The sequence below is a fragment of the Pseudomonas sp. SB113 genome (assembly GCF_040754745.1).
GTDB classification, from domain to species: domain Bacteria; phylum Pseudomonadota; class Gammaproteobacteria; order Pseudomonadales; family Pseudomonadaceae; genus Aquipseudomonas; species Aquipseudomonas grimontii.
Window position 1 is genome coordinate 108,174 of sequence record NZ_JBFMHW010000020.1, and the last position, 13,096, is coordinate 121,269.

At 62.7% G+C, this 13,096-nt stretch carries 12 protein-coding genes and 1 pseudogene; 8 read left to right on the forward strand and 5 right to left on the reverse strand.

Features of this window, described 5'->3' with window-relative positions; all coding sequences use genetic code 11:
- Window positions 1-26: 26 nt before the first annotated feature.
- A complete protein-coding gene (locus AB1462_RS23435; protein ID WP_027606544.1) occupies window positions 27-1,046 on the forward strand; it encodes an alpha-ketoacid dehydrogenase subunit beta in 1,020 nt (339 codons plus the stop codon).
- Window positions 1,043-2,146: an acetoin dehydrogenase dihydrolipoyllysine-residue acetyltransferase subunit gene (locus AB1462_RS23440; RefSeq protein ID WP_367248023.1), complete on the forward strand. Its 1,104-nt coding sequence runs from the start codon at window positions 1,043-1,045 to the stop codon at window positions 2,144-2,146. The genes AB1462_RS23435 and AB1462_RS23440 overlap by 4 nt, the downstream gene beginning before the upstream one ends.
- Before the next feature lie 114 nt (window positions 2,147-2,260).
- Here the strand turns inward: AB1462_RS23440 and AB1462_RS23445 are convergent, their stop codons facing one another.
- Entirely contained in the window at window positions 2,261-3,157 is an 897-nt protein-coding gene (locus AB1462_RS23445) for a helix-turn-helix domain-containing protein (RefSeq protein ID WP_090405494.1), read from the reverse strand.
- A gap of 138 nt (window positions 3,158-3,295) precedes the next feature.
- On the opposite strand from AB1462_RS23445, the gene AB1462_RS23450 reads away from it, so the two are divergent.
- The 3 genes from AB1462_RS23450 to AB1462_RS23460 are packed head-to-tail and all read left to right on the forward strand — an operon-like array spanning window position 3,296 to window position 7,053.
- Window positions 3,296-4,654, forward strand: coding sequence for a glutamine synthetase family protein (locus AB1462_RS23450; RefSeq protein WP_090410033.1), 1,359 nt, complete (start codon window positions 3,296-3,298; stop codon window positions 4,652-4,654).
- Between the two features lie 21 nt (window positions 4,655-4,675).
- Window positions 4,676-5,764 carry a polyamine ABC transporter substrate-binding protein gene (locus AB1462_RS23455; RefSeq protein ID WP_367248024.1) on the forward strand — a complete coding sequence of 363 codons (1,089 nt, stop codon included), beginning with the start codon at window positions 4,676-4,678 and terminating at the stop codon, window positions 5,762-5,764.
- The gene (locus AB1462_RS23460) at window positions 5,761-7,053 is read left to right on the forward strand and encodes an NAD(P)/FAD-dependent oxidoreductase (RefSeq protein ID WP_367248025.1); all 1,293 of its coding nucleotides are present in this window, start codon (window positions 5,761-5,763) and stop codon (window positions 7,051-7,053) included. The genes AB1462_RS23455 and AB1462_RS23460 overlap by 4 nt, the downstream gene beginning before the upstream one ends.
- 137 nt (window positions 7,054-7,190) lie before the next feature.
- Here the strand turns inward: AB1462_RS23460 and AB1462_RS23465 are convergent, their stop codons facing one another.
- Window positions 7,191-8,084, reverse strand: coding sequence for a LysR substrate-binding domain-containing protein (locus AB1462_RS23465; RefSeq protein ID WP_090405486.1), 894 nt, complete (start codon window positions 8,082-8,084; stop codon window positions 7,191-7,193).
- 113 nt (window positions 8,085-8,197) lie between these two features.
- On the opposite strand from AB1462_RS23465, the gene AB1462_RS23470 reads away from it, so the two are divergent.
- From AB1462_RS23470 to AB1462_RS23480, 3 genes are read left to right on the forward strand one after another with little or no spacing between them, the layout of a single operon-like run.
- Complete coding sequence (locus tag AB1462_RS23470) at window positions 8,198-9,202, forward strand: aldo/keto reductase (protein ID WP_090405483.1); 1,005 nt, start codon at window positions 8,198-8,200, stop codon at window positions 9,200-9,202.
- A 15-nt stretch (window positions 9,203-9,217) separates the two neighbouring features.
- Entirely contained in the window at window positions 9,218-10,015 is a 798-nt protein-coding gene (locus tag AB1462_RS23475; RefSeq protein ID WP_259193880.1) for an SDR family NAD(P)-dependent oxidoreductase, read from the forward strand.
- 28 nt (window positions 10,016-10,043) lie between these two features.
- Window positions 10,044-10,460, forward strand: coding sequence for an SRPBCC family protein (locus tag AB1462_RS23480; protein ID WP_259193879.1), 417 nt, complete (start codon window positions 10,044-10,046; stop codon window positions 10,458-10,460).
- A 72-nt stretch (window positions 10,461-10,532) separates the two neighbouring features.
- On the opposite strand, the gene AB1462_RS23485 is transcribed toward AB1462_RS23480, so the two are convergent.
- The 3 genes and pseudogenes from AB1462_RS23485 to AB1462_RS23495 form a co-directional block, all read right to left on the reverse strand.
- The gene (locus tag AB1462_RS23485) at window positions 10,533-11,927 is read right to left on the reverse strand and encodes a sensor histidine kinase (RefSeq protein WP_367248026.1); all 1,395 of its coding nucleotides are present in this window, start codon (window positions 11,925-11,927) and stop codon (window positions 10,533-10,535) included.
- Window positions 11,905-12,588 carry a response regulator transcription factor gene (locus tag AB1462_RS23490; RefSeq protein ID WP_003219726.1) on the reverse strand — a complete coding sequence of 228 codons (684 nt, stop codon included), beginning with the start codon at window positions 12,586-12,588 and terminating at the stop codon, window positions 11,905-11,907. The genes AB1462_RS23485 and AB1462_RS23490 overlap by 23 nt, the downstream gene beginning before the upstream one ends.
- 291 nt (window positions 12,589-12,879) lie before the next feature.
- Window positions 12,880-13,096, reverse strand: a pseudogene (locus AB1462_RS23495) (hypothetical protein); the annotation flags it as partial.

A 13,096-nucleotide genomic window follows, 5' to 3' on the forward strand; every position in this document is an offset into this window, starting at 1 on the left:
TAACAACAAGACTCGGAGAGAATCTCATGGCTCGCAAAATCAGCTATCAGCAGGCAATCAACGAAGCCCTGGCCCAGGAAATGCGTCGGGACCAGAGTGTGTTCATCATCGGCCAGGACGTCTCCGGCGGCACCGGTTCGCCCGGCGAGCAGGACGCCTGGGGCGGTGTGCTCGGCGTGACCAAGGGCCTGTACCCGGAGTTTCCAGACCGGGTACTCGATGCGCCTTTGTCCGAAGTCGGCTATGTCGGCATGGCCGTCGGCGCCGCCACCCGTGGCATGCGCCCGGTGTGCGAATTGATGTTCGTCGACTTTATCGGCTGCTGCCTCGACCAGTTGCTCAACCAGGCCGCCAAGTTTCGCTACATGTTCGGCGGCAAGACCACCACGCCGCTGGTGGTGCGCGCCATGTACGGCGCCGGTCTGCGCGCGGCGGCCCAGCATTCGCAGATGCTCACCTCGATGTGGACGCACATTCCCGGCCTCAAGGTGGTGTGCCCGGCCACGCCGTATGACGCCAAGGGCATGTTGATCCAGGCGATCCGCGACAACGACCCGGTGATCTTCCTCGAACACAAGATGCTCTACAGCCTGCAGGGCGAAGTGCCGGAAGAGCTGTACACCGTGCCGTTCGGCGAAGCCAACTTTGTGCGCGAAGGCCGCGACGTGACCCTGGTGACCTACGGGCGCATGGTGCATATCGCCCTGGAAGCCGCCGCCAACCTGGCGCGCCAGGGCATCGACTGCGAGGTGCTGGACCTGCGCACCACCAGCCCACTGGATGAAGACAGCATCCTCGAGAGCGTAGAGAAAACCGGGCGCCTGGTGGTGATCGATGAGTCCAACCCGCGTTGTTCCATCGCCACCGACATCAGTGCGTTGGTGGCCCAACAGGGCTTCTCGTTCCTGCGCGCGCCGATCGAGATGGTCACCGCGCCGCACACGCCGGTGCCGTTTTCCGATGCCCTGGAAGACCTGTACATCCCCAACGCCGCGAAGATCGAGGCCGCCGTGCTGAAGATCGCCGACAAGAGGAACGCCGCATGATCCATACCTTGACCATGCCCAAGTGGGGGCTGTCGATGACCGAAGGTCGCATCGATGTCTGGCTCAAGCAGCCCGGCGACCGGGTGGAGAAGGGCGAGGAAGTGCTGGACGTGGAGACCGACAAGATCTCCAGCAGTGTCGAGGCGCCCTTCAGCGGCGTGTTGCGCCGCGTGCTGGCGCTGAGCGATGAGACCTTGCCGGTGGGCGCGTTGCTGGGGGTCGTGGTGGACGGTGAGGCCAGCGAAGAAGAGATCGATGCGGTGATCGAAAGCTTCAACGCCGGGTTCGTCTCCAGCAGCGCCGAAGCCGAAGCCAGCGGGCCGAGTGCGCAGAAGGTCGAGGTGGGCGGGCGTTTGTTGCGTTATCTAGACCTGGGCGAGGGCGGTACGCCGCTGGTGCTGGTGCATGGTTTTGGCGGCGACTTGAACAACTGGCTGTTCAACCAACCGGCCCTGGCCGCCGAGCGCCGGGTGATCGCCCTGGACCTGCCTGGGCATGGCGAGTCGGGCAAGCACCTGCAAACGGGTGACGCCGAGGAACTGAGCCAGGCCGTGCTGGCCTTTCTCGATCACCTCAAGCTCGACCGCGTGCACCTGGCCGGGCACTCCATGGGCGGGTTGGTCAGCCTGACGGTCGCCCGTCAGGCACCGGCGCGCGTTGCCTCGCTGACCCTGATCGCCAGCGCCGGTCTGGGGGCGGACATCAATGGCGATTACCTGCATGGCTTTGCCGAGGCCAATAACCGTAACGCGCTCAAGCCGCAACTGGTGCAACTGTTCAGCGACCCGGCGCTGGTGACGCGGCAGATGCTTGAGGACATGCTCAAGTTCAAGCGGTTGGAAGGGGTGGACCAGGCGCTTCGTCAGCTCAATGCCCAGTTGTTTGAAGGTGGGCGCCAGCGCCTGGATTTGCGCAACGTAGTAGGCCAGCAACCGAGTCTGGTGATTTGGGGCAGTGACGATGCCATCATCCCGGTGCGGCATGCCCAGGGGTTGGAGGCCCAGGTGGAGATATTGCCGGGGCAGGGGCATATGGTGCAGTTGGAAGCGGCGGAGCGGGTTAACCAACTCATGGCAGCCTTCCTCAAATCCCAGCCTTGAAATGCAATTCAATGTGGGAGGGGGCTTGCCCCCGATTGCAGTGTGTCAGTCCCAGGACATTGACTGAACCAACGCTATCGGGGGCAAGCCCCCTCCCACAGTTTTGAATGCATTTCAGAGTGAGTGCTTCAGGGTTTCGCTGGGCAGTTCCTTGAACAATGCTCGATAGCTGTTAGAGAACCGCCCCAAATGCCAGAACGACCAGTTCATCGCCACTTCGGCCACGGTCGTTCCGGTACTGCCCAGCAACTCACGCCGTGCGCCGTTCAAGCGGCGCATGCGCAACCACTGCGCCGGGCTCATCCCGGTGTAGGTCTTGAAGCCTTGCTGTAACTGACGCAACGGCACACCGGCGATCCGGGCCAGTTCCAACAGGTTGACGGTTTCGTCCGGCGCATCCGCCGCCCACTCGCCTATGCGTGCCATCAACAAGCGCTCTTCGCTGCGCCGCTGCAATGAACTGCGGTCCAGGCACACGCAGGCGTTGTCGAGGATGAACAGGCAATCGTCGAGCAACTGCTGGGTCAGGGCGTCGCGGCTGATCGGATCGGTCAAGGTCGACAAGCGCGTCAGCGTGCCACTCAGCCAGCGGCTGAACAGCGCGTTCTGCTGGCAGGTCAGCGGCGCCATGAACAGGCCTTCCAGCGTCTGCACATCCAGGCCGTGGCGCTGCACGAATTGCGGCCCGAACACCACCGCCACCTCGCGATAGTTTTCCGGTGTGATCCAGGTGTTGCGGCTTTCGCCATTGAGCAGGTACAGCGCGTTGTCGCTGCCATCGAAACAGAACGCCAGCGCGCCCGGCGGTGCGTTGAAGTGCTGCTCCACGCGGGTGTTCATGCTCTCTTCGTAGACCTCGACACCTTGCAGGTCGAGGTAGCGGATGCGCCCGGCGAAATGCCCGGGGGACATCTGCTGGTACTGCTGCACCCAACCGGGTGTCGCACTGCATTGGGCGGCCACATCACCGGTGGTGAAGGCCTGTACGCGCAAAGCGGTTGCCTGTGTCATGGGTGATCCGTGCGCACTCTATTGGTGCGTTGTGCTGCGTGCAAAGTGGATAGATGCCTCGGTGAGGCTGGCCCAAGATAGACCTCAATGCGCCGCAAGTACAAGGCGGCGCAGTACCCAACCCATGACGAGGTCCTTATGAACGCCCCCTTCGATCAGCTGTCCGCCTGGCTGAAAGAACACAAGATTACCGAAGTCGAATGCGTGATCAGTGATTTGACTGGCATCGCACGCGGCAAGATTGCGCCCACCAACAAGTTCCTGCATGAGCGAGGCATGCGCCTGCCGGAAAGTGTGTTGCTGCAAACGGTAACCGGGGACTTTGTCGACGACGAGATCTACTACGACCTGCTGGACCCGGCCGACATCGACATGATCTGCCGTCCAGTGGCCAACGCGACCTACGTGGTGCCGTGGGCCATCGAGCCCACCGCGATTGTGATCCACGACACCTTCGACAAGCACGGCAACCCCATCGAACTGTCGCCGCGCAACGTGCTGAAGAAAGTCCTGCAGCTCTACACCGATCAAGGCTGGCAGCCGATTGTCGCGCCGGAAATGGAGTTCTACCTGACCCAGCGCTGCGAAGACCCGGACCTGCCGCTGAAAACCCCGATTGGCCGCTCCGGGCGTGCCGAAACCGGGCGCCAGTCATTCTCCATCGATGCCGCCAACGAGTTCGACCCGCTGTTCGAAGACGTCTATGACTGGTGCGAAGCCCAGGGCCTGGACCTCGACACGCTGATCCATGAAGACGGCCCGGCGCAGATGGAAATCAACTTCCGTCACGGCGATGCCCTCGACCTGGCCGACCAGATCACCGTGTTCAAGCGCACCCTGCGCGAAGCCGCGCTCAAGCACAACGTGGCCGCCACCTTCATGGCCAAGCCGGTGGCCGACGAGCCCGGCAGCGCCATGCACCTGCACCAGAGCGTGGTGGAGATCGCCACGGGCAAGCCGGTGTTTGTCGACGCCGACGGCAAGATGAGCCCGCTGTTCCTGCACCATATCGGCGGCCTGCAGAAGTACATCCCCAAGCTGCTGCCGATGTTCGCGCCCAACGTGAATTCGTTCCGCCGCTTCCTGCCGGACACCTCGGCGCCGGTCAACGTGGAGTGGGGCGAAGAAAACCGCACGGTCGGCCTGCGCGTGCCCACCTCGAGCCCGGATGCGATGCGCGTGGAAAACCGCCTGCCGGGCGCCGATGCCAATCCTTACCTGGCGATTGCCGCTAGTCTGCTGTGTGGCTACCTGGGCATGATCGAGCAGATCGAACCCAGCGCCCCGGTAGAAGGACGCGCGTATGAGCGCCGCAACCTGCGCCTGCCGTTCACCCTCGAAGACGCCCTGGCGCGGATGGAGGATTGCGACACGGTCAAGCAGTACCTGGGCGACAAGTTCGTGCGCGGCTACGTCGCGGTCAAGCGCGCCGAGCATGAAAATTTCAAGCGGGTCATCAGTTCCTGGGAGCGTGAGTTCCTGCTGTTGAGCGTCTAAAAAAACCAAAGGGGTGTCGATATGCGTCTTGTGAACAAGCTTTTACCGCTGGCCCTGGTGGCCGCGTTCAGCAGTGCCGGCCAAGCCGCGCCGACGGTGAGCGTCTACAACTGGACCGACTACATCGGTGAGACCACCCTGGCGGATTTCCAGGCCGCAACCTCGATCAAGGTGATCTATGACGTGTTCGACTCCAACGAAACCCTGGAGGGCAAGTTGCTCGCCGGCCGCACCGGTTATGACGTGGTGGTGCCGTCCAATCACTTCCTGGCGCGTCAGGTAAAGGCCGGCGCATTCCTCAAGCTCGACCGCGCGCAGTTGCCCAACTTCAAGAACCTCGACCCCAAGCTGCTCAAGCTGTTGGAGAAAAACGACCCCGGCAATGCGCACTCGGTGCCGTACCTGTGGGGTACCAACGGCATCGGTTATAACGTCGACAAGGTCAAGCAAGTGTTGGGCATCGACCATATCGATTCATGGGCGGTGCTGTTCGAGCCGGAGAACATCAAGAAGCTCAACCAGTGCGGCGTGGCCTTCCTCGACTCGGCGGATGAGCTGTTCCCGGCGATCCTCAACTACATGGGCAAGGACCCGCGCAGCGAGAACCCCAAGGACTACCAGGAAGCTGAAGCCAAGCTGCTGACCCTGCGGCCGTACATCACCTACTTCCATTCCTCCAAGTACATTTCGGACCTGGCCAACGGCAATATTTGCGTGGCGTTCGGCTATTCCGGCGATGTGTTCCAGGCCGCCAACCGTGCCAAGGAAGCCGAGAACGGCGTGAACATCGCTTACTCGATTCCCAAGGAAGGCTCCAACCTGTGGTTCGACCTGCTGGCCATTCCGGCTGATGCGAGTAACCCGAAAGAGGCCCATGCCTTTATCAACTACCTGCTCGACCCTGAAGTGATCGCCAAGGTCAGCGCCTCGGTCGGTTACGCCAACGCCAACCCGGCGGCCCAGGCGTTCATGGACCCGGAACTGGTGAACAACCCTGAGGTGTATCCATCCCAGGCCGTGCTCGACAAACTCTATATTTCCACCACGCCCACCCCGGCGACCATGCGCCTGATGACGCGCGCCTGGAGCAAAGTGAAGACCAACAAATGATCCAGGCCAGTGACCACACGCGTTCCTACTACCTCGCGTCCGCGAATGCCCTGCCGGAGCGTCCGTCACTGGGCGCCGACCTGAGCGCCGATGTGTGTGTGATCGGCGGTGGTTTTACCGGCGTTAACACCGCTATCGAACTGGCCCAGCGCGGGCTCTCGGTGATCCTGCTGGAGGCCCGGCGTATCGGCTGGGGCGCCAGTGGGCGCAACGGTGGGCAGTTGATTCGTGGCATTGGCCACAATGTGTCGGGGTTTGCCAAATACGTCGGCGAGGAGGGCGTGCGTTATCTGGAGCGCGCGGGTATCGAGTCGGTGGCACTGGTGGGCGAACGCATTCGCGAGCACCGGATCGACTGCGACTTGCGCTGGGGGTTTGCCGAGCTGGCCAACACCCCGGCGCAGTTCGCCGCCTTCAAGGGCGAGCAGGACAGCCTGGCGCGCTTGGGTTATGCCCATGAGACTCGCCTGGTGGGCCCGCAAGACATCCGCGAAGTGGTGGATTCGACGCAGTATGCCGGCGCGTTGGTGGACATGGGCTCCGGGCATTTGCACCCGCTGAACCTGGTACTTGGCGAGGCACGGCTAGCCGAGTCCCTGGGGGTGCGGATCTTTGAACACACCCAGGTGCTGGAGCTGGTTCACGGCGACACGGTGCAGGTGCGTTGCGCTGGCGGCACGGTGCGGGCCGCCAATCTGGTGCTGGCCTGCAATGCCCATCTGGAAGAACTGGAGCCGCGCCTGAGCGGCAAGGTCCTCCCGGCGGGCAGCTACATCATCGCCACCGAGCCGCTGCCTGAAGACGTCGCCCACGCGTTGATCCCGCAGAACCTGGCGCTGTGCGACCAGAAAGTCGGCCTGGATTACTACCGGCTGTCCGCCGACCGCCGCCTGCTGTTCGGTGGCGCCTGCCATTACTCGGGGCGCGATCCCCAAGACATCGCCGCCTATATGCAGCCGAAGATGCTCAAGGTGTTCCCGCAACTGGCCGACACCGCCATCGAGTTCCAGTGGGGCGGCAAGATCGGCATCACCGCCAACCGTTTTCCGCAGGTCGGGCGGCTGCAGCAGTACCCCAATGTGTACTACGCCCAGGGCTATTCCGGGCATGGATTAAACGTCACTCACTGGTGCGCGCGGCTGCTGGCTGAAGGTATTCATGCGGGTCACAGCAAGGGGCTGGATATTTTCAGCCAGGTGCCGCACATGACCTTTCCGGGCGGCAAGGCGCTGCGGTCGCCGCTGTTGGCGTTGGGGATGTTGTGGTATCGCCTGCGGGAGTTGGTTTAGCCGACTAAGATCTACCTGATACACCACGATCTAAATGTGGGAGCGGGCTTGCTCGCGAAGGCGTCATGTCAGTCAGCTCATGAGTAGCTGATACACCGCATTCGCGAGCAAGCCCGCTCCCACATTTTTGAGCTCCATCAGCCCTTGGGTTCGGTGAGTACCTTGCGGAAGGTTTCTACCAACGGCCGCAAGTTGACCCGATGCCACGCCGCCCACAGCGGTGTGGTGTAGGTCAACCACGGCAACTCCCGCAACACCACACCGGGCGGTGCGTTGCGGCTCAAGCCCTTTTGCACCATGGCCACGCCCAACCCGGACGCCACCAGCCCCAATGCGGTAAACGGCTCACTGGCTTCCATGGGGATCTGCGGGGTGAAACCGGCGCGGATGCAGGCGGCGACAAAGTCATCGGCGGGGTTGGCGCCGGGTTTACGTTGCACGCCGATCCATTGCTGCTCGGCCAGGTGTTCGGGCAGCAAGTGTTTTTTTTGGGCGAGGGGATGATGCTCGGGCAAGGCCAGCAGCATCGGGTCGTCCAGCACTTGCAGGGCGGTCAAGTCCGGGTCGTCGGTTGCCGGGGGCTCGCCCACCAGGGCGATGTCCAGGCTGCGTTGGCGCAGGCCTTCCAGTTGTTCCAGGGAGGGCAAGTTATACAGCTTGATATGCACGGTGGGCCGGTCGTCGCGCAGCACGCGCAGGGCGTTGGGCAACACACCGGCATGCATGGCGTTTTCGATGTAGCCGATGCATAGGCCGCCTTCTTCGCCTCGACCCAGGCGTTTGCCCAATGACTCCAGGCGATTGGCATGGGTCAAAAGCGCCTTGGTTTCGGCGAGAAAGGTTTGGCCATCACGGGTCAGGCGGATGCGTTGCTGGCTGCGCTCGAACAGGGTCAGGCCTAGGCGTTCTTCGAGCTGGGCGATCTGCCGGCTCAGGGGCGACTGGGAGATGTGCAGGCGCTCGGCGGCGCGGCCGACGTGTTCTTCTTCGGCGACCACTTCGAAGTAGCGCAGTTGGCGTAGATCGATCATGTAAGACCTCGCAGGACTTAAGTTCGTCGCAGTATGTCTTGGACGGTCCGATCTAGGCAATCTAGGATCTGCTCAACGGTCACAGCGACCTCTTACCCATTTGAGGATCCATCATGAGCTTGAAAGACAAACTCCCAGGCCAACTCGGCTTTGGCACCGCACCGCTGGGCAACATGTTCCGCGCCATTCCTGAAGACGAAGCCCAGGCCACCGTCGAGGCCGCCTGGAACGCCGGTGTGCGCTACTTCGACACCGCGCCGTTCTACGGCTCAGGCCTCTCGGAAATCCGCCTGGGCCAGTCCCTGTCGCAATACCACCGCGATGACTTTGTGCTCAGCACCAAAGTCGGCCGAGTGATTCTCGACGAAGTCGAAGAAAGCGCCCGCGACCTTGGCGAGAAAAGCGGCGTGTTCGAACACGGTCGCCCGAACAAAATGCTCAACGACTACAGCGCCGACGCCACCCTGCGCTCGATTGAAGACAGCCTGAACCGCCTGCAAACCGATCGCCTGGACATCGTGTGGATTCACGACATTGCCCAGGACTTCTACGGCGACCAGTGGCTGGAATACTTCAACCAAGCTCGTACCGGCGCGTTCAAAGTGCTCACCCGCCTGCGTGAAGAGGGCGTGATCAAGGCCTGGGGCCTGGGCGTGAACCGCGTCGAGCCGTGTGAGCTGACCCTGGACCTGAGCGAGGCGCAACCCGATGGTTTCCTGCTGGCCGGCCGCTACACCCTGCTGGACCACGAGCGTGCCCTGCAACGCCTGATGGACGCCGCCCTGGCGCAGAACGTCGAGATCGTCGTCGGTGGCCCTTACAGTTCGGGCGTCCTGGCCGGTGGCGCACACTTCGAATACCAGCAAGCCAGCCCGGCGATCATCAGCCAGGTCGAGCAGATCAAGACGATTGCCCAGGCATTCGGCGTGAGCGTGAAAGCGGCGGCGCTGCAATTTTCCCTGGCACATCCCGCCGTGGCTGCTGTAATTCCGGGAGCCAGTCGCCCGGGGCGGATTGCCGAAGACGTCGCGGCATTGTCAGAAAAAATCCCCACTGCCTTCTGGCAGGCCCTGCGCGATGCCCGCTTGATTTCGGACCGTGCACCACTGCCACGTTGAATCCAGGAGTTCATGATGAAAATTGATGTAAGTGGAAAAGTAGCCATCGTCACCGGCAGCACCGCCGGCATCGGCCTGGGCATCAGCCAGGCCCTCGCGCAGTCCGGCGCTACCGTGGTGGTGATCGGGCGTGAAGCCGGCAAGGTCGACGATGCGCTGGCGAGCATTCGCCAGGCGGTGCCGGGCGCCGACCTGCGCGGGTTGGTGGCGGATCTTGGCACGGCCGAAGGCGCCGAAAAGCTGTTCGTCGCCGAACCTCACGCCGACATCCTGGTCAACAACCTGGGCATCTTCAACGCTGTGGATTTCTTCGACGCCCCGGACAGCGAGTGGACGCGCTTCTATGAGGTCAATGTGATCTCCGGCGTGCGCCTGGCGCGGCATTACGTGCCGGGCATGGTCGGGCAGGGTTGGGGCCGAGTGATTTTCCTGTCATCGGAGTCCGGCGTGGCGACACCGGCGGACATGATCAACTACGGCGTGACCAAAAGCGCCAACCTGGCGGTGTCCCATGGCCTGGCCAAGCGCCTCGCGGGCACAGGGGTGACGGTGAATGCTGTGCTGCCAGGCCCGACGTTTACCGACGGCCTGGAGCAGATGCTCAAGGACGCCACGGCCAAGTCCGGACGCAGTGCGCGGGACGAGGCCGATGTGTTTGTGCGCAATGCGCGGCCCACATCGATCATCCAGCGTGCGGCGAATGTGGAGGAAGTGGCGAATCTGGTGGCGTACATTGCTTCACCCTTGTCTTCGGCCACCACCGGTGCCGCGTTGCGGGTCGATGGCGGTGTCGTCGACAGCATGGCGATCTGAATTCTTTTTATTGTGTGGAGTATTTATCGTGGCAACAGCCTCTTGCGTGATTGAAATCCCTGTGTCGGCCGATCAGGTCTGGCAATTGGTCGGCGGCTTCAACAGCCTGCCTGATTGGCTGCCGTTTATCGCCAAGAGCGAGCCCGGTGAAGGTGGGCGTGTGCGTCACCTGGAAACCGCCGACGGTGGCGTGGTGGTGGAGCGTTTGCAGACCTTCGATAACGTCGGGCGTACTTACAGCTACACCATTGAAGCGTCGCCGTTTCCGGTGAGTGCGTACCTGTCCACGTTGCAGGTTGAGGCGCTGACGGAGTCGTCGGCGAAGGTGACATGGTCCGGTGTGTTTACCCCGGCGGCGGGTACTACGGAGGCGGCGGTGGAAGCGCTGTTTGCCGGGATTTACAAAGGCGGGGTTGAGGCGTTGCGGGCCAACTTCCCGGCCTGATCCGATCTACCAGGCAATGCCAGGCTAATGTGGGAGGGGCAAGCCCCCTCCCTCATTTGTACCCCGCTGGCCTTAGGCCTCAGGCATCAGTTGCTGGCGACACTCCAGGATCAGGCGCGCTCCGCCTTGCTCGCTGGTGCCGACTTCCAACCTGAACCCATGCAGGTTGATGATCGCCGCGACGATCGACAAGCCCAACCCGAACCCGCCTTGCTGGTCGCCTTCATCCACCCGATAAAAGCGCTGGAACACCGCATCGCGTTCCGCCGCCGGTATGCCGGGCCCGGAGTCGTGCACTTCGATGCGCGTGCTGCCGGCATCGTTGAGCCCTCGCAGGATCACTTCGCCGCCCGGCGGGGAGAACTTGATGGAGTTGCTCAGCAGGTTGGACAGGGCTTCGAACAACAGGGCGCGGTCGCCGGTGATCCACGGCAGGGACTCCGGGGTTTCCAGGCGCAGCTGCAATTCGCCTTCTTCGGCCAGGGGCAGGTAGAAGTCGTGCAACTCGCGCAGCAGTGGCAGCGGGTCCATAACCAGGAAACCGGAACGGCGCTGGTGGTCTTCCAGTTCGGAGATGCGCAGCAGCCCGCGAAAGCGCGCCATCAGGGTGTCGGTCTCGGCGATTGCGTCGTCCAGTTTCACCGCGTAGCCGGAGTCCTGCTCGGCCTCCTGCCGGATGCGGTAGAGCTGCGCACGCAGGCGGGTCAGAGGGGTGCGCAGGTCGTGGGCGATGTTGTCGCAGACGCCTTTGACCTCGTTCATCAGCTTTTCGATGCGGTCGAGCATGGCGTTGACGATGGCGGCGAGCATGTCCAGTTCGTCACGCCGGTTGGACAGCGGCAAACGGTGGGTGAGGTCGCCGGCGACGATGGCTTCGGCGCTGGCCTGGATCCCGCGAATCCGTCGCAGCGGGCGGCGGCGTAACAGATGCCAGCCGGCGGCGCCGGGGATAATCGTCAGGGACAGCGCCCACAGCAGCGCATGCCAGATGATCCGCGTCACACCGAACAGCGAGCCGTTGGCGCGCACCAGCACCAGCCAGCGGCCGTCGTCGGTGTGGGTGGCGACGGCGTCGCAGCTGTCCTTGGGCAGCTTGGGGTCGTCGGAGTCGACGCAGTTGGCCAGGGCGTGGATCTTGCCGTCCAGCGGCAGGTCGGGCGGGATCGCGCGGATCGGCCCGCTCAAGGGGCGGAATTGCTCATCGAACAGGCCGTAGGCGTCCACGCCCTTCATGTCAAAGGTCATGCTGGTGGTCAATGCTTCCACCAGTTCTTCGCCGTCGAAGCGCTGGAACAGGTGCTGGCGCTGCATCAGGGAATGGCGCGACAGATCGCTCAGGTAACCCGACACCTCGTAATACAGCACCCCCATGAGAATGCAGCTCCAGGCCACGAACAACGAACTGTAGAGCGCCAGCAAGCGGCTGCTGGAAGAGCGCCAGCCCTTAGAGGGGTTCAGCAATGACATAACCGGAACCTCGTACCGTGCGGATCAGCGGCGTGAGGCCCGGTGGATCGATTTTCTTGCGCAGACGGCCGATATGCACGTCGATCAGGTTGGTGCCCGGGTCGAAGTGATAACCCCAGACTTCCTCGAAGATCATCATCCGCGACAGGATCTGCCCGGTGTTGCGCATCAGGAATTCCAGCAGTTTGTATTCGGTGGGCAGCAGGCTCAGCGGCTGCTCGGCGCGGCTGGCTTCACGGCTGATCAGGTTGAGTTCCAGGTCGGCCACGCGCAGCGCGGTCTCGAACTCCTTGACCGTGCTTTTACGGCGCAGCAGCACCTCGACGCGGGCGGCCATTTCGTCGGAGGCGAAGGGCTTGGTGAGGTAGTCATCCCCCCCGGCGCGCAGGCCGCGCACGCGCTCGTCGACATCGGAGAGGGCGCTGATCATCAGGATCGGCGTCGACACGCCGATGGTGCGCAGGGTGGTAACGATGGCCAGGCCGTCGAGCTCCGGCAGCATGCGGTCGAGGGTGATCAGATCGTAATCACCACTCACGGCGCGGACCAGGCCTTCGCGGCCGTTGTCCACCCAATCTACGTCCAGTCCATGGCTACTCAGCTCGGCGACGATCTCGCGGGCCGTTACGGCGTCATCCTCGATGGTCAAAATGCGGGTCATAGGATTACCTGGTGAGCGATTCACACTAGAAGTACGGGCATTTTGCCAACAAATGGCTGAACGCTTCCTAAATAAAACTTCATCTAGGCCCAGACACCTATTTCATGACGAACAACGGTCGTGTGGGAGGGGGCTTGTCGAATCGTCGCACCGCCCGCGTTGGGCTGCGAAGCAGCCCCAAAACCAGCCTCTACAGAGTGTCTGATACACCGCGTTCTTCTTTACTGGGGCTGCTACGCAGCCCAACGCGGGACAAGCCCGCTCGCCACAACAGCCCTATCTGCCGGGCGTTCAGCGTTGAGCCAAAGTTGTGTCGTCACCCCCGGTAACCACGATGCGAAGCGAGCCGCCCTTGATCTTGATCTTGCTTTTGATCTTGATCTTGATCTCAGGCGCCCCGTTAAACCACGCTGGCCGGAATTCGACAGTGATTTGGGGGGTAAACCGGCAGGGATGCCGGTTTAGCCGCCCCGCGCCATGGATGGCGCGTGGCGGCGGCCCCCCAAAT